Below are 20,957 nucleotides of genomic sequence, written 5' to 3'. Positions count from 1 at the left end.
ATAATATAAATCGCAACTTTTGGAGGCAATGGCTTCGGAGCTGCCGGCAACCGGTACCGGATTGGGCTAAAGCCCAACTACTTTCCTTGGGCTAAAGCCCAACTACTTTCCTTGGGCTAAAGCCCAACTACTTTCCTTGGGCTAAAGCCCAACTACAAACCTTTTCAAGTCAGCGCCTCAAGAACGCCGCGTTCCGGGGCGGAGACTGGGAACGAGGGAAACGAGGAAACCGCGCAGATTTTGAGAGTCTCGCTCTTCTTAAAGCCCGCGTTGGGCGAAGCCCTTCCCGCAGGGTAGGCGGGCTTCGTTTGTATAGCCGCGATTTCTAATCGCCAGGATAGTAGCAATAAAGACAAAAACCCCTGCATTGTATTAATAATACATCCCAATTTTCTCAGTTTAAAACCTCTCTCACACCCCATGACAGCCACAATTTCCCTAATTATGACCGTCTACAATCGAGAGCGCTATTTGGGCGCTGCGATAGAAAGTGTTTTGGCGCAGACGAGAAAAGATTTCGAGCTTCTGGTGTGGGATGACGGCTCCACCGACAGTTCTTTAGATATCGCCGGCAATTATGCTAAACTAGACGAGCGGGTGAAAGTAATTGCTGCCCCTCATCAAGGGCGAGCACCGACTCTCAAAGCGGCTCATGCGATGTGTTCTGGAACTCACACCGGCTGTGCCGATAGCGACGATTTACTATCCCCAACAGCACTGGAAGAAACTGCCGGTTTTCTGGATGCCAACCCAAAAGTGGGACTCGTCTACACCGATTATCTGGTCATTGATGCGCTTGGCAATGTCAAAGGCATCGGACAGCGCAGCCAAATTCCCTACTCCAAAAACCGGCTGCTGATTGACTTCATGACCTTCCACTTCCGATTGATGCGGGCGGATGCTTACCTGGCTGCCGGTGGGATTGACCCCTCAATGGAACTCGCGGAAGATTATGATTTGTGCTTGCGACTTTCAGAGATAATTCAAATTAGGCACCTCAATAAAGCCCTCTATTATTATCGCATACATGACGAGAATCTGACCCGCCGGCAAATTGATTTAATTCACTGGTCGGCTGTGGCGAGCCGGCGGGCCATAGAGCGTCGCGGACTTGCTGAGCAGTATGAACTCGACGTGCAGATTATTGGCCGGTTCTCCTTGCGGCGGAAGAACCAGACAGAGCAATTTTAGAGTTTAGTGCTAAGCCCACTCGGTATGCTTTGCGCGATCCACCGGCTCGCATGCAGGCTGTGGCAAAGACTTGCGGCCAGCCCCCTGCGCCAAAATACTCAGCCTGTCTAATTTGAATCCCCTGTAAGTTACGCCCTCAGAGGGATGCCATTCATACATCGGAGCGCTTCCCTCCTGATAGTCCTCTGCGGTGACTGCCAGATATCTAAAACTTTGCTTCTGGGAGAGCAGCATCACGGGGATTTCTTCCCCTGCTGGAGCGACAAGCTTGTGGGTGGGTTTAAAAACACGCATCACAAATACCTTGGCAAACTTCAATCAGTAGACGGGCTTCCACTTTTTTAATGATTAACTATGATTTGGCGGATATCTGTGATCTGGTGTCTGTCAAGAAAGTGATAGTATCTTCGTTGCTGTGTGAGCGGCGTCACTGCCAGCGCTCCCGCTTTCTGCTCGCCGGTGGCAAGAGCCGGCAGATCGCAGCCGAAACCGGGGATTATCTAGCCGTCGAATCGCTCGATTTTAGATTTGAGAGTTTCAATCGCAGCAGCACGGCGGAAAAGGCTTATTTATAAAGGAAATATTAAAGGCCAGCCAACGTCTATTTGGCAAACTCTCCCCCCGTCACCTCCGGGAAAATAAGGGGGAAAACTCTCAGATATCTCCCTGTTAAGGGGAGTCGGAAGCGCGTTGGGCGGGTTTAGATTTTCTTTATAAATGACCCGTGAGGGCAGATGTTTGTGGGTTGATCTGAGGGTTTAAGATGGGAGGCTTTCCGGTTAAACCATAGCTAAATAGAGGCGAGATACCCCGCCCCCCATCTATCGAGATTTAACTGCGAGCGAAATCTTTTCTGCCGGAAGTGAGAGGGCGTTCCACCTGCCGGTCGCACCACTGCAAAACCCGATTCCAGGCCCACCAGCGGTCGGGGTCGCCGGCAATGTGCTGGCTTGCCAAGCTGCTGAGATAGCCCACATGACCGCCGTACTCGGTGAGGAGCAAATCCAGGTTGGGATTGCCGGCACAAGCGGCTTGCAAGTCAGGGACAATGGTTGGCTCAAACAGCGGGTCGTCTGCGGCGTACAGGATGAGAGTGGGTTTGCGCAGTTGAGGTAGCAGGGGGAGGGCGCTGCTGGCGTCGTAATAAGATTCCACCGATGGGAACCCCAGTCGCCCGATCACCAGTTCGCGGTCAAAGCCCCAGATGCTGTTCGCCCGGTGGATGGCGGCTGGGTCTATGGCCTGGGGGTGAGCCTCGTGCAGACGCCAAGCCAGTTTTTTCAGTTCTTTGGCGATTGCTTTTTCTAAGTATTTGCCGACGGGATGTGTGACTAAATAGGACAGGGAGCGGTTGGAATCCAGACTGGGACAAATCACCGCACCGCCTCCGAGGTCGGTTGACTTCAGCCCGAGCTCTTGGCACAGGGCGAGATCCTGGCATGCTTTGATTCCCCACAGGGCTAGTTGGCCTCCCAGGGAGAAGCCGGTGAGCCAGAAAGGTGCGGGACAGCCCATTGCCTTGGCTCCTGCGGCAATGCGGACAAAATCTTCTCCTTCGTACAAGCCATCTGACGTTAGGGTGGGAGAGAGCTGGCCAGTTTTGCCGTGGGCCCGCCAGTCAAACAGGACAACCGCATAGCCCCGGGCAAATGCCTTGCGCCCCAGCAGTCTGAGAAACCACTGGTTGTCCAGATCGCCGGTAATGCCATAGGTGCCGACAATCGTGCCCCGAGGGCGGTCAGGGATGGCAATCAGGCCAAAAATCGGCACTCCCTGCGCGCCGGTGAAGATTGTTTCCTGGTAAAGGGGTTCTGGGTGCCGGGTGGTTTGTTCCCAGATTTGGCTGGCCTTGCGAGCGGCGTAGACGGTCATTGCCAGACCGTTTTTCAGCAAAACCGGTGGGTTGTAGGGAGGATAAGCCATAAAACAGTGTTTTAATAAATCTTAATATATTAGGATAAAAGCGCAGCCGAGAGGAGAGGGGACATGCCCCTGTCTTTAGAACCAGCCAGTTGCGGCCTGGGACAGCCGGTTGGGGCGGGCCATTCCTGATGGGGAGTCGGAAGCCCAAGTGCGGGACGAAAACATCGCGAACCTATTTTCCGATTAAATGGGTTTCAGAAAAAACGACTTTAGACCTGTTTTGTATGTATGCTTTGTTCCGGATATGAAAGAATTTGCCGGCTGGTTGGGCAGCCCCCCGGCTGCGGCCAGTCTGTGCTGTCGGGCCGGTATTTGGGCCGGCGGCACTGGGCGGTGGGAATTTAGGATGCCCGGATGCCCGGATGTCCTGATTTGGGATTGATTGCTGTCTTCAATGCCCCATGCCCCCATGCGCCATGCGCGGAAAGCCCCAAAGCCCGTGGGGAAACTCTTGCCAGCTTGTTTCCAGACGCGGGCGCGAGGACAGAGGATTTATACCTGTGACACAATTGATTTCGCGCTCCTGTGCGAGGCGGCAGGCGCTGCAGGACGCGAAGCGCGTCCTTCCTGTGACTGCAATCCAAGATAGGATTAATCTTAATTTTGATTTTAGATATCCGTTCCCTTTCTCCTGAAAACTCATGAAGCACTATTTGTCACGTCTGCTGGCCCTGGTTTTAGTCGTCGCGATTGGCTTAGCCGGCTGTGCCGGCGACAAGTCCAATTTAACCGGCGACTATCGCTCTGACACACTCGCCGTAGTCAGCAGCCTGAAAGCGGCCATTGAGATGCCAGACGACTCTCCCGAGAAAGCAGCAGTGCAGGCGGACGCCCGTCAAAAGATTAATGACTTTGCCGCTCGCTACGGACGTGGCCAGTACACCAAGCTGACCTCCTTCACCACCATGCGCACCGCCTTGAACTCCCTAGCCGCCCATTACAACGCCTACCCCAACCGGCCCCTGCCTAAAAAGTTGAAAGACCGGCTTGAGACGGAGTTCGATCAGGTCGAGGCAGCCATCAAGCGAGGCGCTTAAGTGAGATAGACCAAACGGCACCGGCGATCGTCGGGCAGCCGCAACCGCTGAACGCAAATTCAAAGAATGCTGCCCACCAATCTGCTACCGCTACGGCGGTAGCTCAAACATACCGCTACAGTCAATTCAGAGGTGCATTGGGGGAAGAAATATTTTTGTTAGCTGAATACTGGAAACGGAATTGAAAATGAGATTTTCCCAACATCTTGCAGTTTCAAAACTCTGGCGGAGCTGGTATCGCCCTGTAATGGCCGCTGTCAGCACAGCCCTCGTCAGTGCGCCCACCGGCACCCTGCCCGCCCGAGCCCAAACAACGGCTTACTGCCAGTCCACCGTAGAGGAAGTGACTGAAATAGACAGCTTGCGGCAAGCGGCGTTTCAAGGAAATAAAGACGCCGAAAGCCGCTACAGCGCCCTGGTGGCGAAACGGGCTGAGCTACTGCAGGAGTGCCGCCGGCGAACCTGGCCCGAAACCCAGGCCATTTGGCTGCGCCTGTACGCTTGCGATATCCAGCCAGGGGTTCTCGAAAGCGTCCTCGACCGGATTGTTGCCCGAGGGTACAACCAGGTCTACGTGGAATATTTTTACGACGGCCAAGTCCTGCTGCCAGAGGCGGAAAATCGCAGCGTTTGGCCATCTGCTGTGCGCGTCCGGGGGGCAGAAAACGCCGATCTGCTCGCTCAAGCGATTCAAAAAGGAAGAGAGCGGGGTCTGAAGGTATACGCATGGCTGTTTACCATGAATTTTGGCTATACCTACAGCCAGCGCCCAGACCGGCAGCAAGCGATAGCTCGCAAGGCCAATGGCCAGACCAGTTTTTCGCAGCTCAAGACTGAGGACGCCGAGACAGACATCAAGGCGGCAGAGGGTGATGTCAGTAAAGTCTTCATCGATCCCTACAACCCGCAAGCGCGACAGGACTACCTTTGGGTGGTGAATGCCGCACTGCAGCGCCGCCCGGACGGAGTGCTGTTTGACTACGTTCGCTACCCTCGCGGCATGGGGGCAGAGTCCGTGGTCAGTAAGGTTCACGACCTCTGGCTTTACAGTGAGGCGACCCAGCAAAGCCTCCTGCAGCGCGCCGGCAACCAAAAGGGGCGAGAGCTGATCCGGCGATACCTCTCTCAGGGATCGATCTCTAGCAGCGATGTGGAAGCAGTCAACAAACTCTACCCTACAGAAGCGCAGCCCCTCTGGCAAGGTCGCCGCGTCGATGCGACGAAAACTGTCACCACCGTCTCACAGCTGCAAGCCGACCTCTGGTATCTCAGCGTCGCCCATGTCGTGCAGGGGATCGTAGATTTTGTTAACCTGGCGGTTGCGCCGGTGCAGCGGCAAGGAATTCCCGCAGGAGCGGTATTTTTTCCTGGCGGGAACAAAACTGTCGGTCGGGGAGGATTTGATTCCCGCTTGCAGCCTTGGGATCGCTTCCAAAGCACGACGGAATGGCATCCGATGGCCTATGGCACTTGCGGGAGCAATAACAGCCGCTGCATTGTTGAAGAGATCCAGCGGGTTGTGAGTATGGCAGCACCAGGCACCAAGATTATACCGGCTCTCGCCGGCACTTGGGGGGGCTCGCTGAAAAATCGCCCGCCCCTGGAAGCCCAAATGGAGGCAATCCACCGAGCTTTCCCGCAAATCAATGGGGTGAGCCATTTTGCTTATTCTTGGCAAGAACCAGATGCTGACCGCGACCGCAAATTCTGCGAGCGCCGGTAGCTGCCGGCTCATCCCAATGCATGGATTTTTGATGCATGGATTTTAGATTTTGGATTGAAAAAATGGCAGGAAAGCCTTTTCCTCCAGAGTCAAAAATGCTAGAGCGCGTCTAAATCCTTCGTGTAAATTTCAGAACCCCGGTTTCTTAAAGAAACCGGGGTTCTGGGCCAAGCGCGTTTGCGCAAATCATTGAGAACTGCTAGAGGACAAAATTAACCAGTTTCCCCGGCACTACTATCGCCTTTTTAATCTCTTTGCCTTCGATAAAACGCTTGGCAAGTTCGGATTCTCGGGCGTACTGTTTGAGGGCTTCTTTGCCGGCATCCGCCGGCACTTGAATTGCGCCTCGGGTTTTGCCGTTGATTTGAATCACTAGGGTGATTTCATCGACGACTAAGGCGTCTGGGTCAGCCACCGGCCAAGCTTGCAGGTGGACTGAATCCTGATGGCCAGTGCCGCGCCACAATTCTTCGGCGATATGGGGCGCAAAGGGTGCCAAGAGCACCAGCAGTGTCTCAATCCCCTCTGCATAAACCGGCGAGTCTTTGCAGCTGGCATCCGCAAGGGCGTTGCTCAGTTTCATCAGTTCAGACACGGCTGTGTTGAACTGGTACTCACCCTCCAGATCCTCTGTCACTTCTTTGATCGCGGTGTGAGTCGCCCGCCGCAAGTCTTTTTCAGCTTTGTTTAAATGGGTTGCAGTCTGCTGCGGTTTGGCTGATTCCCGCACCGCAGCTTCCGCCACCAGCCGCCAGACGCGGTTGAGGAAGCGGAATTGCCCTTCCACGTCGGCGTCATCCCACTCTAAGTCTTTTTCTGGCGGTGCTTTGAACAGGATGAACATCCGCGCTGTGTCCGCCCCGTACTTGCCCATCACGTCCAGCGGATCGACGCCGTTGTATTTGGACTTTGACATTTTTTCGTAGAAGACTTGCAGCGGTTCGCCGGTCGCTGGGTCTTTCGGGTTGGCGGGATCTTGTATCTGGGACGACGGGATGTATTTGCCGGTGGTGCGGTTTTTGTAGGTCATGCCTTGCACCATGCCCTGGGTGAGCAGGCGCTGGAAGGGTTCGTCGAAGTTGAGCAAACCCCGGTCGCGCAACACCTTGACAAAAAAGCGCGAATAGAGTAAGTGCAAAATCGCGTGTTCGATGCCGCCGACATACTGGTCTACCGGCATCCAGTCATTGACTTTGGCGGGGTCGAAAACCTGCCGGTGATTGTTGGCGTCGGGGTAGCGCAAGAAATACCACGAGGAGTCGATAAAGGTGTCCATCGTGTCGGTTTCCCGCTGGGCCGGCTCCCCGCAACTGGGACATGGCACGCTCACCCAGCTGGCCGCTGTTTTCAAAGGCGATGGCCCGCGTCCAGAGAACTCGACATTTTCCGGCAAGGGCACCGGCAATTGGTCTTCTGGCACCGGCACGGTGCCGCATTTGGGACAGTGAATCACGGGTATGGGCGCGCCCCAGTAGCGCTGGCGGGAGATCAGCCAGTCTCTGAGCCGGTATTGCACTCGCGCTTTGCCGAATCCCTGTCCTTCGGCGTACTGGATAATGGCCATTTTCCCTTCCACCGAGGGGGTGCCGTCAAATTGGCCCGAATTGACCATAATGCCTGGATCAGTGTAAGCCTCTCGTAGCACAGGCGTCTCGCCTGTGCCCGGCGTCTCGCCTGTGCTGCCTGGAGGCACAATCACCACCTGAATGGGGAGATTGTTTTGCTTGGCGAATTGGAAGTCCCGCGTGTCGTGCGCCGGCACGCCCATCACTGCGCCGGTGCCATACTCGTAGAGGACGTAATCGGCAATCCAGATGGGAATTTCTGCGCCGGTGAAGGGATTGATGGCTTTTCCGCCGGTGGGGATGCCGCGTTTGGGCTTGTCCTCGGCGGTGCGCTCGATTTCGCTCTCGCTGGAGACTTCTTTGATGAAGGCGTCCACCGCCTCTTGCCGGTCTGGGGTGGTGACGCGGGGCGTCAGGGGGTGTTCTGGCGCTAGCACCACATAAGTCACCCCGCACACGGTATCGGGGCGGGTGGTGTAGACGCCTATTTTTTCCTCCATCCCGACGATGGGGAATTCGAGGTACGCGCCGGTGGATTTGCCAATCCAGTTGGCCTGCATGAGCTTGACGCGCTCGGGCCAGCCGGTGAGCTTGTCCAGGTCACTGAGCAATTGCTCGGCGTAGTCGGTGATTTTGAGGAACCACTGGCGCAGCAGTTTGCGCTCCACTTTCGCACCAGAACGCCAGGACCGACCTTCGTTATCGACTTGCTCGTTCGCCAGCACGGTTTGGTCAACCGGGTCCCAGTTGACTGCGGCTTCTTTTTGGTAAGCGAGGCCGGCTTTAAAAAACTCCAAGAAAATCCACTGCGTCCACTTGTAGTAATCGGGCGCGCAGGTGGTGACTTCTCTGTTCCAGTCGAAGGAGATGCCCAATTTCTGCATCTGGCCTTTCATCTGGGCGATGTTTTTATACGTCCACTCGGCGGGGGGAATGCCCCGCTCAATCGCCGCGTTTTCTGCCGGCAGTCCAAAAGCGTCCCATCCCATTGGATTGAGGACGCGATAGCCTTGCATCCGCTTCAGTCGGGCGATGACATCTGTAATCGTGTACACGCGGACGTGGCCCATGTGCAGGTTGCCCGACGGGTAGGGGAACATGGACAGGGCGTAGAATTTCGGCTTATCGCTGTCTGCGGGCGTCTGGTCTGCGTTCAGTTCCGCCCAGGTCTTTTGCCACTTTTCCTCAATCGCTGCTGGGTTGTATCGGGACTCCATGTTAGGGGGTTAGGGATTAGGGGTTTGGGGTAGGGGTTTGGGGGTAAGTGTTAGGGTTTGGGGGTTTGGGGGCAGGTGTTAGGGTTTGAGGGGTGGGGGTTTGGGGTTTGGGGGTGGGTCTGACAAGCAACCCAATGCCCAGTCCCCACTGCCCAGTCCCTACTGCCCAATGCCCACAGGTGCCTCTATATTGTATATAACTTTGTTTTGGGGATTGGTTCTGTGGGTCTTTCCGCCGGTGCCTCAGTTTAGCAGCGCAAGCGTTGCGGGACTCGACAGCGGCCTTACTGGCGGCAGGCATTATTTAAATTGCATATTATATCGAATAATCCTTCCTAGCTTGCGCCGAAATAGCGGTTTTCTCGCTCGTCTAAATCATTCGGTAAAATTTCATTGCGGCGGTTTCTTGTCCCTACTTCACCCAACTGAGAACCGCTATATGATTTCACCGCAGCTCTGAATTTATTGGGTCTGCATATTGCAAGAAAGACTTTCCCCGAGGGAAAAGGGGCGACTGGCTGCCGACAGGCTGCATCTTGTACAATTCAGGGAGCGGGAGTGGGTTCTGGGCGCAGGCGGGAAATCATGATATGGCGGTTCTCAGTTGGATGAACTGCGGGCCAGAAACCCGGTTTCTTTAAGAAACCGGGTTTCTCAGTACCGCACTGATATGAGAAACGCTATATTATTAACCGCCAAGGCGCAGGGGGTGCACAGGGTGCGGATAGAGGAGAAGAGAGAGGTTCTCTCTTCTCTGGCACTGCCAGGTGGAGTGCGGTTATTATTGAGATTTACTGACTTAAAGGAACCATAGCAAAGGACGCAGCTGCCACATTTTAAAATAGGGGATTTCCGGGTGCGGTCCGCGCTAGCAGAACGGCAGGAAATCCCCTACCGGCAAGGATTGGGATTGAATCTCCCTGTTCCCCTTTTCGGGGCGCGGCGCGTTCGGGGGACCAGCGCTTGCGCCAAGACGCCACATGTGGCGTTTCCAGATTAGCATGCATCCCCGCAATCGAGTCTTTGAAAAAGAGTTCAACAAGCAAGGAAGCAGAGACAATGGCCTTACTGTTTGGCGGCATTACAAATGACCTGTTAACCGGCACCATCGAGAATGATACCTTAATCGGCGGCAGCGGAGGGGACACCCTGACCGGCGGCGACGGCAATGACCTGATTTTTGGCGACGACGGCAATAACACCGCAATCGACGGCACCGAGGAGGACACCTTAAACGGCGGCGAAGGCGACGATCTTCTCACAGGAAACGCAGGAGATGACACCCTGTTTGGCGAAGGGGGAAATGACACCTTAAGTGGGGGCGAAGGAAATGACGCTTTAACCGGCGGCGAGGGAAATGACAGTCTCGCAGGAGACAGTGGGAATGACCTGGTGTTCGGCGAAGGGGGGAATGACACAATCACCGGCAGCGACGGGAATGACACCATAACCGCCGGCACTGGCAATGACAGTCTAGCCGGCGACTTGGGAGAGGACCGGCTATTTGGCGAAGCGGGCAATGATATTTTAGCCGGCGGCGAGGGAAATGACATTTTAAGCGGCGGCGAGGGAGAGGACACTCTCTCTGGAAATGCAGGCAATGACCTCGTATTTGGCGGCGATGGAAATGATACGATGAACGGCGGCAGCGAAGATGACACGCTCACCGGCGGCAAGGGAGATGACATTATCTCAGGCGACAGTGGCAGCGACATCCTTTTCGGCGACGAGGGAAATAACACCTTAACCGGGGGTGCCGGTGCCGACATATTCGCCCTCGGATCTGGGCAAAACATCATTACCGACTTTGAGTTTGGCACTGACAAAATTGGGCTGCCCAGTGGCATAACTTTGCAGGATGTAACCTTAATCCCGAATCTCACTGATCCCACTCGCCCCGTCCTTAATATTTTCCAAACCGTCGAAGGCCAGCCGGCGCTTTTGGCAGAGGTGAATTATCTCGGAACCTTCAGCAGTGAGTTGCCAGCTAGCGATTACGTTGAAGTGCTCGCTCCTGCGACCAGCGTCTTGGAATTTAGCGCCCCGAGTTTCACCGTCAGCGAGGATGGGGTGCCGGTGGCAGAAGTGACGGTGCTGCGCAGCAACGGCACTAGCGGTGCAGTCAGCGCCACCATCACCCTCAGCGACGGCACCGCCACTGCCGGTCAGGATTACGGCAGCACCCCAATCACCGTCAGCTTTGCCGATGGGGAAACGCAAAAAACGGTAGCCATCCCCATTTTTGAAGATACCTTGGTCGAAGACGCCGAGACGATTATTCTTACGTTGAGTAACCCCACCGGCGGCGCGATATTCGGGGCGCAGAATACTGCCACGCTCACCATTGCAGACAATGATATTTCCTTGCAGTTTAGCGAGCCGGCTTTTAGCGTTACCGAGGGCGCTACAGCAGCAGAAATCACTGTTACCCGCACCGGCATCCTCGACAGGGCTGTCAGCGCCACCATCACTCTGAGTAATGGCACCGCCACCGCCCCGTCGGATTACAGCAACACCCCGATAGAGGTCAGCTTCGCCCCGGGAGAAACCGCGCGCACAGTGACTGTACCCATCGCTGATGACGCCACTGTCGAAGGTTCCGAGACGATAAATCTGGCTTTGGTTAATCCCACCGGCGGCGCAACAGTCGGGGCGCAAAATACCGCCACGCTAACTATTAATGATATTGGCTTGCAATTTAGCTCCCCCACCTTTAGTGTCACTGAAGGTGCGCCGGTGGCACAAGTAACTGTCACACGCACCGGCGTCCTCGACAATCCTGTCAGCGCCACCATCACCCTAAGCAATGGCACCGCCACTGAGTCTGCGGATTACAGCAGCACTCCCATACAGGTCAACTTCGCTGCAGGAGAAACATCCCAAACGGTTGCTATCCCTATTGTTGATGATGCCGGTGTCGAAGCTGCCGAAACCGTAAATCTTACCTTAACAAACCCCACCGGCGGCGCGGCAATCGGGCAGCAAAATACCGCCACTCTCACCATTGCCGACAATGATGTCTCCTTGCAGTTCAGTTCCCCCACCTTTAGCGTCAGCGAAACCGGCGCGCCAACCAGGGCGGTAACAGTCACCCGCACGGGAGTCCTCAACACTGCAGTTAGCGCCACAGTCACCTTCGCTGATGGCACCGCCACCTACCCTCAGGATTACATTAACACGCCCATACAAGTCAGCTTTGCCCCCGGGGAAACCGCTAAAACGGTAGCTATTCCCATCGTTGACGATACCAGTGTCGAAGGTTCCGAGACGATTAATCTAACCTTAACTAACCCCAGCTCTGGCGCGACAACCGGCACTCAGAATATGGCGGTTCTGGAAATTGTGGACAATGACACCACACCGGCACCCACTCCCACTCCCACTCCCACTCCCACTCCCACTCCCACTCCCACTCCCACGCCGGCACCGGCACCGGCACCCACTCCACAACCTGCCGGCACATTAGAGTTTCTTGACGCCAGTTTCCTCGTCAGCGAGGATGGCACTTCCCAAGCAGCTGTTACCCTGACTCGCACCGGCGGTAGCGCCGGCACAGTCAGCGCGGCACTCACCCTGGGCGGTGGCACCGCCCAGGCGCAGGCGGACTACAGTAACACCCCGATAACTGTCACTTTTGCTGATGGGGAAATCATTAAAACTGTCAATATCCCCATTGTGAATGATACCTTGGTTGAAGTCTCTGAGACAGTCAATCTCGCCTTAGTTAACCCCACCGGCGGTGCGGCAATTGGGCCGAAGAATACAGCTACCCTCACCATCGCCAGAAGCGATATGCGGGCATTCCTTGACTTCGAGGGAGCTGGCAATTTAGACCCGCTGGGAGCGTTTTATGCCCCTCAGGGCATTTCCTTCTCTGCCAACGCTCTTGGAATTATTGATACCGATGCTTTGAAGGCATTGGGGTCAAAAGATAAATTTGGCGGAAATTTTGGAACCCCGCCGTCTGGGATTACTGCCCTGACTTATGGCGAAGGTTCTGAAATTGTCATGGATGTGGCCGGCGGATTTGACGCTCAGCTGTCGTTCTTCTACGCTTCTCCCTTTCGCGACCACACCGTCACCCTTTATGAAGGTGCCGGTGGCACCGGCAATATTTTGGCATCCGCCCCTCTCTCCCGAACCCCTGCCGGTGACTTTCCCGATGCCTACAGCGAGTTCGCTCAGGTAAGCATCCCCTTTTCAGGAATTGCCAGATCCGTCTCTTTTGGCGACTTTGCCAATAAGATTATCATCGACAGCATCTCCCTAGGTTAGGGTTTAGGGGTTAGGCTTTCTCTCGTTCCCAGGCTCAGGCTGGGAACGCAATCTGGAGGCTCTGCCTCCTTGTAACGGAAAAGCCGGTTAAAAGCCTAACAGCTTACTCCAACCCATGCCCCATGCCCTATGCCCCATGCCCCCATCATCTAATTCCAGAGCGGGGAATAATCACATCTGTCGGGTCAAATGCCGGCACGATTCCTCGCTCTTGCGCTGAAATTCCTGATAGCCCTTGGTTGCCCTCCAACGCACCGCCAGGGGTGCCACCCCCCAGAGGGTCGCTGTTGCCATTTAACCCGTCATTTAAGAAAGTGTTTTTAAACCCTCTCTGGCTAAAACCTCTTCTTTCTTCCTCAGAAAAGTTGGGCTTAAGTCTTTGGCGTGCCGGTGGCGCGGGCGCGGCAGCCGGTGCCGGTTGCAATTCACTGCTAGTTTCTATTTCGCCCGCACGAGCCCCCCAACAAGGCAAAAGCCAAAAGCCAAAAGCCAGAAGAAATATCCCGCTTAAACTCGCTCCTAGCCTCGCTCTGGAAACGCCCCCGCAGAGGCTCTGCCTCGTCTCATCTCCGGCAATATAGCCGCTTTTAAATTGCATGATAGCATCTCCTGAAAACGAAAATTAAGGTGTTTTCCTCGTTCCCAGCCTCAGGCTGGGAACGCCCCTCAGGAGGCTCTGCCTCCTTTCAAGGCCAAAGCAGATTAAAAGCCTAACAGCTTAATCTTACCCATGCCCTATGGCCGATGACCTATGTCCCCAAAACCGCAATTATAGCAGTATTCACTTAGGTCCTACGCCTTTTTTTAGGACAGTAGGACAGGCGGGACGCCTGTCCTACGCCTTTTTCCCTAGGCCACGGATGTCCTAACCAATATGACTCTAAAGATATCTTTTAAATTGCATAGACAATCGCTCCTAAAAGCGAAAAGTCGTGCGGATGGTGCCTACGAAGATATCGCCGTTCCCCGCATTGTGGTCTGCATTGGTTACAATAAAAAAGCCAGGAGTAATGGATATATTGTCACTCACCCGGAAGCGGTAGAAAACCTCAAAGTGCAGGGACGTGCCATCATCTTCTCGCACGTCGTTTCCACTGACTAACTTGGGCGGCTGGCCAAAGAGAAAGGCGAGCAAGTCTCCCTGTCTGCCAAAGGGATCGGACAAGCCCAGGGAAAATAGGTAAGTGGTGGCAGTGGCAGAAGCGGATGACTCTAGGGAATCGGTGAAAATCCACGCCCCCCACGTTCCTAAGGTAACATAAGGATTTAACCGCCACTGCAGGGAGCCGCCCACCGCATTAATCTGCACCGGCTCGGGCTGAATTAACAGCCCAGAGGTGTCGGCATTAAAGCTGCCGGTGAAGGTATCTAGCCGACCGTCGTTAGCGTAGGCGCTGACGTAAGTCACGCCGGCAAGAATGTTGGCTGCCGGTTTGACTAGCAGCTGGGCTCCCAAGGCGCTGTGGTCTGCGCCAAACACGCCCCGACCTCTCTCAGGAATGCTGCTGCCCCTTGTGCCGTAGGCGACTTGCAAGCGTACCGCATCAGCTACTAGCCAGTCCAGCCCCACACCGGCATCCAAATTTCCTATTTTGAAAATGGGACTCGCCTCGGCAAACCGGGAAATCGCTCCCCGACCGGCATCGAAGTAAGGGGAGTTTGCGGTGAGAACGCTGCTCAAACTAAAACCCACCGGTCTGACGGTAAAGACGACGCTATCGTTAAAGGCGGCAAACCGATATTCTAGCTTGTCTAAGTGTATCTGGTTCTCCAAACCGGCTTGGTAAGAAAGCAAGGCCATATCAGTATTGAGGGCTTCCGGGCGAGCAAAGCCGCGACTGTCAAAATTTCCGGTAGCGAACTCCAGTCGCAGCCGGTCTTTGCCGGTGAATGTGGAGACAATCCCCAGTCGCGTCAGGTGAGTCAGGACGGCATCTTTTTCCCCTCCAGATCCGGCACCCGATCCTGCAGCGCCGGTCAAGCCAAAGATGACTTCTCCTCCGAGTGCGGCAGTGGTTGAGAATTGCTGCGCTTCCACCACATCGGCACGCGCTTCTAGGGTATCAGCACGATCTCGCAAGGTGGCCAACTCGGAGGCAAAGTCCGCTTGCAGTTTTTGCAGCGCCGCCACATCTTCTTTGGTAATGTAGTCTTCTGTTGGTGCTGGCTTTTTGGCAGCAATCAGTTCGCTGATTCGGGAGATGCAGGCGTTCAAACCGGCAGCAAATTCATATCGCGTCAGGGCGCGGTTCCCCCGATAGCTGCTATCAGGATACCCTGCAATACAGCCGTAGCGCTCTACCAGGTTCTGCAATGCCTGAAACGCCCAGTCACCCGGCTGCACGTCCGCCAGCTGCGAGACTGATGTCACCTGCGCCATCGGATTTTCCTCCGGTGCCGGTGCGCTAACGGCAGGTATTGCCGGCGGGGGGCACGGGTCCCCGGTCACTGGGCACTGGCTAGCGTTAGTGTGGGGGGCGGCGGGGGAAGCCGTTGTGTCCGCTGAATCCTGCCAACGGGATTGAAACACTCTTGTCCCGCTCCCCGCTTTACTAGAGTTATCATTCGGAAGTAGCTGTAATGCAGATTGAGCTGCGCTAATTATATATTGGCTCCCCACCTCTATATGTGAATTTAAATCCGTTTTATTAGTTTTAATAAAGTCTGTCTGGGTCCGGGTGTCTGAGAGCTTGAGAGAAACGGGGCCGGTGGGGGGAATTTCAGGGGTGGCAGGCATGGCGAGTTCAGGGGCAGGGGCGACGGGCGTTCCTACCGAGAAACCGGCTGCCGGTGCCTCCAAGGTTGGTGGGTTCTCAGACGCTTTTGCCAAAGCTGCCGGTGCCGCCAGCAGGAGTAGTGCCAGACTCGGTAAAAAATGCCTCATGCAAATGATTGCTCCTCACAGCTAGACAGCTTACCAGATTCGGTAGATGCTTCGCTTAACTAGGCCAGAATACCTAATTGTCAGGCAAATCTAGGTCTGCGGACTGAAAGTTCTTAATATTCTTTAGCGCTCCTTACAGGAGTCATCTAGCAATATAGCGCCACACCCCCCCGAAGGGCCATCCCTGAGCAGCGAGGGCAAGTCAAAGGTGAATGCCTTGTAGATATCATCGATGGTATCCGCCTGGGGTTTATTGGCCATCCCATCTGCAATCACTTCGGGCGCGACCGGCTGAAAATTCAACTTCAGCTGCAGGCGCTCCGCTTCCGCTTGGCTGATAAAGTGTATGGTTTGCATGCCGCAGCTGTTGTTGGCGCTCAAATTGGGATCGATGCAGTATATGTCCTTCTGAGATCGCCCGCGCCCGTGAATGCCGATTAACAGGCCCTTGACATTAAACACAGGGCCACCGCTCATCCCCCGGCGGGTTTGATTGTCATAGAGCAAGCTATAGCCGCCATCCGCTGAGGGGGGAGTGACAATGGCTGTCAGCGTCCCGGGGGAAAACTCCCGCACCCGGCGAGCGCTCTCATCATCAGGATTGGGCCAGCCAGAAATGAACACCGGCTCCCCTTTGCGGATCTGGTTTGAATTTCCGATCGAGGCAATTGCATATTTGCGCTCACTTTCAAATTTGACAATTGCCAGATCGAATCCTTGGATGATCTTTCCTAGCTGTTTGTCTTCGCTGCCAAACGGGTGAATGTTCTCGTGAGTCTTGACATCATCGATAAAATGAACTTCCCCGTCGCTGGTTCGCACCCCGTAAACCACTTCTCTCGTCCGGACAACGTGCAGCGCCGTTAATACATAATACGTCTTGCCACTGCGGGCCACAATCACCCCGGAGCCCGGGTTCCATTCCTGTCCGGATTCAATATCGCCCTTTTGCAAACCCTGGGCAATCACCACAGTCGTTTGGGAAGCAACAGCATCAATCTGCTCTTTTGTCAAGTCTTGAGCTGCCCTCAGCGGTATGGCGATTGCCAGTGCGGCTGCAGTTCCCATCACACAGGCGGATAAGCGGCCCAAAAACATGGTGTAAATTGCTGATTTTTAATTTATAATTGTTGGTTTGTGTGAGTCAGGGAAAGCGCAGCAGTAGGACTGGTTTCCCAACTTTCTAGATAGGGGGGAGTGCCAATTCCAGTTGAGGGGGAGCGTGGTGCCAGCAGTCCTGACGTGACTGGAGTCCTCCAGAAAAAACATACCTCTAATGAGCGCGGCGACTCGCTTAGGAACACGCCGGCGGGCGTGCGCGTGCGTGTGATACAACCTTTAATGAATTAATAACCATCGAAGAAGTTTTAGGGCTTCTCAGGTCAACCCTAAAAGCAAGGAATGGCCAAAAAAGTCGGTTAGCGACCCCCTGCGCTAAAGCCCGAAGCCGACTCCTGTCCGCCGCATCACTTGAAAAGTCCCTGGATGACCTGTTGCAAAGGCACGTAGTCTTGCCCCCCAGACTCTTGAATCGGGCTGCCGGTGGCCGAGCTCAAATTTCTCAACAGTTTACTGGGCTGGTTTCCCTGCTTGAGAGTGAACAGCAGGTTGTTTTCATTGCAGCCCGATGTCGTATTGTTAACAGCGCAAAGTACCGTCTGGCGGTTCACCCGGCCTGTGGTCAAATACACGCTATTGAGTGTGCCGCCATTTTGGGACAGGACATTGTTCAGCCGGTTCGTAACGTCCTTGCAGCGCTGTTCGGGCGGAAACCCGGCACTGCTGAACTCTTCGGTTGTCCATGCGATCATGGGATTTGAGACTGTTCCGTTCTTGCTGACGGCAACCGTCACATAGGAGCTACCCACGACCTTGCACTGAAAGGAGGCTACTGAAGTGGCTGACTGTGCGAAACTGCTTTGATCGCTCAGAAAGGGAATCTGTGTCGCGATCAAGCTAGCGATGGCCAAACGGAAAATCGGTTTCATACTCTTTACCAAATAGACCCGCTGGAGACTCCCGCTCTCCCTTTAGGCGGCGGGAGAGGAAAGCGGAGGGGGATGTGCCACTTTCCTACTGTCATAGTGTTCAGTTTTTAGCGCCCTTAACCAGGAAGCAAGCTAGACCTTTATGGGGGCTCGGCATCTGGCATGAAACACTGGGCATTGGCAAGTGGGAGAGTGGGAGAGTGGTATTAACGCTGCGGGTTTTACCCTTGAGCGCTCCCCTTGGGAAGGGTGGTGCTGCCCCCCACTTCCCTCCCGGAACCTTTTGGGCTGCTGTGCCAATGCAGTTTTGTTCCCTTCTCTCGCCCCAACCGCATCTCGGGGGAACGCCAGTCTCCTGTTTAACTCGGCTGTTTCAGACTGGCAGCGCGGGCAGTTGCCGGGGGCGTGGCCCTACAGAGCAGCACTGACAGGGGTTGCCACAACCGGCCTGATTACTGGCACACAGATCTGTGTGGTGGTGTGATAGACGCTATCTGTGTGCAAAATTCTCCTGACTTTGAGAAAAAACTCCGCCCCCCCTGACTAAGGCCCAGTTTATTGCCGGTCAAGGCGCACCGGCGATCTGGAAGTTTAAAGATTCTGTGAAGTAATGACCGATTTGTGCGAAAATTTGCAATTGGAATCAATTCGGGGGGGACGGGGGAAGAATTTCTCTGAGCTGAATCCGCCAAACGGGATTGAAACAAACACACAAACAAGCACCAAAGGAGTCCCTTGAGTCTGCTGAAAGTCTTTGTTTACGGAACCCTCAAACCTGGGGAGTGCAATTATCAGCGCTACTGCGCCGGCGTGGTTGTCGGGGCTCAACCGGCAGTCGCCCGCGGGCTGCTGTTTGCCCTGCCGGTGGGATACCCCGCCATGACCCCAGGGGAGGGCTCAGTCCACGGAGTTTTGCTTTCCTTTGCCAGCCCTGCTATTTTGCGCCACCTCGACGAGCTGGAAGGTTATGACCCTCACCGGCCCACATCCCAAAACGAATACGACCGGCAGCAAATCGAGGTCTTCGATCCCGATCTCCAATCCCTAGGGTTAGTGTGGGCCTACTTGATGACGCCCGACAAGGTGCGGCGCATTGGCGGCGTCCCCATTCCTGAGGGTGTTTGGAGTGCCGGTCGCCCACTGGGGGCTGGACATTTCTCCTCATCCCAGAGCGGCTCCTAATTGCGATTAATTAACCGGACTAAATATTAGATATATCGCGGCTCTCAGTTGGATGAACTGCGGCCCGGAAAGCAGGTTTATTAAAGAAACCGGGTTCCCCAGCAGCTCACTAATATGAGTATGTCTAGAGAGAGGCGATCTAAATTGAATGAGGTGCGGCCTGGGGCACGGAAGGGGCGCTGCAGGACGCTCCCCACGAAACCGGGTTTTCAGGCACCTCACTAATATGAGATAGGCTATAATCTGCGGTCAGTCCTTGGGGAGCGTCCCCACATAGCAAGCCGGCTCCCCGCTTGCCGGACTCACCGGCCACAAAAATTTCCGGCACTGTTTCCAGCCGCGCCGCCCCATCTTCAAAGCTTATAATATAGCAGTATGCACTTAGGTTCGTACATTTCGGCCTCTTTTGCACCCCCGAACTCCTGCTCCTATTGTTCTAACCCATATTACTGCTGGGATATAGACGTAGGTACGGCGTAGCGCTAACGCGCCGCTGCGCTAACGCCTGCCCTGAAGGTTTAATGTCCTAATCTAAGTGGCTACTGCTATAAAAGCCAGGAGAGGTGGCGGAAGTATTTCTTTCAGCTGAATCATGAAAACGAGATTGAAAAGCCGGCTCGCCGCTTGCGGTACTCACCGGCCACAAAAAGGTCATAATAAATTTCGGGGAACTTCAGCGAGTGAGATACTGAAAAACCCGGTTTCTTTAACAATACCTTCGCCAAATCAGCTGAGGTTGCTACAAGCGGGTGGCCGGTGGATACGACCTAGGCGGGATATACGTTGGAAAATCTGAGCCAATAAAACTGGCTCAGGTTTTTCCGGAAGGAGTTTTATGATTTCGGCCACATATTTTGAGCCCCGACAGATGGCTTTGAGATCCAGCACACTGTCCCCACAATGCTTCCCCCGGCCAGTCCCGAGCAGGTGATGGGACAGGTTGACCATGAAAAATGAGAGATTGGCCGCATTAGTTACTGCCGTTTGGCTGACATTCATAAAATCTTCCAGGCCCCAGAATTGTTTGGCGTCCCGAAAATTAAATTCGATTTGAAAGCGCAGGCTGTAAAAATTTATTAACTTGTCGTAAGGCAAGTCAGGGTCACTGGTAAATAAAATGACGTGGTGGCGAGCATTGGTGCTTTGATGAGTCTTGACCAGAACCACCACATTCAGGGGTTGAGCGAATTCATGCATGCAGGAGTTGCGCTTGATAGATATCAGTGAGAATTGGCCCATCAATCGTGCTGTTTTTCAGGTATTGAGGGGGCATGTTGCGTAGGTCAAGCTTATCTCCATATTTGCGGCGGCACTTTCGGTCAGGGTCGGGGTTTTGATAGGGGATATAAAGCGCCGAATCGTAACGAAGCTTTGAAATTAGATGTAAATTCAGCCGGCGGGCCATTTGCAGAGATGCATTATTGCCAAAGTGACCGTCCAATAGCAGATAAGTCAGGGGCAGCATACCGCCCAACTGTTTTAGCAATGACTCTATCCAACTTTTGATTTGCAATAATTCCGGGGGGAGAGGGACGGCGTTTTTATTTCTATTTTTCCTGCCGGCAGGTCGCCCCCTCGATTTTTAGGTATTGGGTCGGTCGCCGTCGGGACCGTTTGATTTTTACTCCGACTCACCTTGGGTCGTTTGACTTGGCCTTTGGGCGGGCTAGACTCTGTATTTTCAGACCCCTGGCTCAACTTTTCACGCTCGCTCTTGATGACCTGTTCGACCCTTAGAGGAAATGAACGTTTTTGCTGCACACTCACTAATGATAATGTGAAGAAAGATAGCCCGGTTAAGGATTTGCCATACAGACTAGAAAAGAAGCGCTCAAGTCCGTAGGTTTTTACCTGCCTTGGTGACGACCACTTCATCTCCTGCCAGAAGATAGACTTCAGAACTCCGGTATAAATGCTGGCGAAAAAATATTCAGAACAGAGTGGCCCAAGGGAGGGCCGTGTGGAAGAATCT

General features: G+C 54.5%; 13 protein-coding genes and 1 pseudogene. 6 read left to right on the top strand and 8 right to left on the bottom strand.

What is annotated here, in order from left to right:
* The first annotated feature begins 420 nt into the window (after positions 1–420).
* Entirely contained in the window at positions 421–1,191 is a 771-nt protein-coding gene (locus tag OSC10802_RS0111185) for a glycosyltransferase (protein ID WP_017716857.1), read from the top strand.
* Positions 1,192–1,200: 9 nt separating this feature from the next.
* Here the strand turns inward: OSC10802_RS0111185 and OSC10802_RS0111180 are convergent, their stop codons facing one another.
* On the bottom strand, positions 1,201–1,485 hold the full coding sequence (locus OSC10802_RS0111180) for a hypothetical protein (protein ID WP_198525098.1): 285 nt from the start codon (positions 1,483–1,485) through the stop codon (positions 1,201–1,203).
* Between the two features lie 50 nt (positions 1,486–1,535).
* On the opposite strand from OSC10802_RS0111180, the gene OSC10802_RS0111175 reads away from it, so the two are divergent.
* On the top strand, positions 1,536–1,766 hold the full coding sequence (locus OSC10802_RS0111175) for a hypothetical protein (protein ID WP_017716855.1): 231 nt from the start codon (positions 1,536–1,538) through the stop codon (positions 1,764–1,766).
* Between the two features lie 256 nt (positions 1,767–2,022).
* Here OSC10802_RS0111175 and OSC10802_RS0111170 read toward each other — a convergent pair whose 3' ends face one another.
* Complete coding sequence (locus OSC10802_RS0111170) at positions 2,023–3,114, bottom strand: YheT family hydrolase (RefSeq protein WP_017716854.1); 1,092 nt, start codon at positions 3,112–3,114, stop codon at positions 2,023–2,025.
* Between the two features lie 641 nt (positions 3,115–3,755).
* On the opposite strand from OSC10802_RS0111170, the gene psb27 reads away from it, so the two are divergent.
* Together psb27 and OSC10802_RS0111155 are read left to right on the top strand one after the other, a co-directional pair.
* On the top strand, positions 3,756–4,151 hold the full coding sequence (psb27, locus tag OSC10802_RS0111160) for a photosystem II protein Psb27 (protein ID WP_017716852.1): 396 nt from the start codon (positions 3,756–3,758) through the stop codon (positions 4,149–4,151).
* A 247-nt stretch (positions 4,152–4,398) separates the two neighbouring features.
* On the top strand, positions 4,399–5,874 hold the full coding sequence (locus OSC10802_RS0111155) for a family 10 glycosylhydrolase (protein WP_017716851.1): 1,476 nt from the start codon (positions 4,399–4,401) through the stop codon (positions 5,872–5,874).
* A 199-nt stretch (positions 5,875–6,073) separates the two neighbouring features.
* Here the strand turns inward: OSC10802_RS0111155 and leuS are convergent, their stop codons facing one another.
* Positions 6,074–8,656: a leucine--tRNA ligase gene (leuS, locus tag OSC10802_RS0111150; RefSeq protein ID WP_017716850.1), complete on the bottom strand. Its 2,583-nt coding sequence runs from the start codon at positions 8,654–8,656 to the stop codon at positions 6,074–6,076.
* A 1,059-nt stretch (positions 8,657–9,715) separates the two neighbouring features.
* Between leuS and OSC10802_RS0111145 the strand changes: the two genes are divergently transcribed.
* On the top strand, positions 9,716–12,931 hold the full coding sequence (locus OSC10802_RS0111145; RefSeq protein ID WP_017716849.1) for a Calx-beta domain-containing protein: 3,216 nt from the start codon (positions 9,716–9,718) through the stop codon (positions 12,929–12,931).
* Positions 12,932–13,076: 145 nt separating this feature from the next.
* Here OSC10802_RS0111145 and OSC10802_RS0111140 read toward each other — a convergent pair whose 3' ends face one another.
* From OSC10802_RS0111140 to OSC10802_RS0111125, 4 genes are all read right to left on the bottom strand, one after another.
* Complete coding sequence (locus OSC10802_RS0111140) at positions 13,077–13,529, bottom strand: hypothetical protein (protein ID WP_017716848.1); 453 nt, start codon at positions 13,527–13,529, stop codon at positions 13,077–13,079.
* 318 nt (positions 13,530–13,847) lie between these two features.
* Positions 13,848–15,815 carry an iron uptake porin gene (locus OSC10802_RS0111135; protein WP_232731663.1) on the bottom strand — a complete coding sequence of 656 codons (1,968 nt, stop codon included), beginning with the start codon at positions 15,813–15,815 and terminating at the stop codon, positions 13,848–13,850.
* Positions 15,816–15,938: 123 nt separating this feature from the next.
* Entirely contained in the window at positions 15,939–16,913 is a 975-nt protein-coding gene (locus tag OSC10802_RS0111130) for a S1 family peptidase (protein ID WP_017716845.1), read from the bottom strand.
* Positions 16,914–17,281: 368 nt separating this feature from the next.
* Positions 17,282–17,803: a COP23 domain-containing protein gene (locus tag OSC10802_RS0111125; protein WP_017716844.1), complete on the bottom strand. Its 522-nt coding sequence runs from the start codon at positions 17,801–17,803 to the stop codon at positions 17,282–17,284.
* Between the two features lie 735 nt (positions 17,804–18,538).
* Here OSC10802_RS0111125 and OSC10802_RS0111110 point away from each other — a divergent pair.
* Positions 18,539–18,985, top strand: a complete 447-nt coding sequence (locus tag OSC10802_RS0111110; RefSeq protein ID WP_017716841.1) for a gamma-glutamylcyclotransferase family protein — start codon at positions 18,539–18,541, stop codon at positions 18,983–18,985.
* A 726-nt stretch (positions 18,986–19,711) separates the two neighbouring features.
* Here the strand turns inward: OSC10802_RS0111110 and OSC10802_RS54280 are convergent.
* A pseudogene (locus OSC10802_RS54280) lies at positions 19,712–20,957 on the bottom strand (transposase); the annotation flags it as partial.

The organism is Kamptonema formosum PCC 10802, assembly GCF_000332335.1.
Taxonomy (GTDB): domain Bacteria; phylum Cyanobacteriota; class Cyanobacteriia; order Cyanobacteriales; family Oscillatoriaceae; genus Oscillatoria.
The sequence above is the reverse complement of the archived record's forward strand: the minus strand, read 5'-3'. Positions and strand labels throughout refer to the sequence as shown.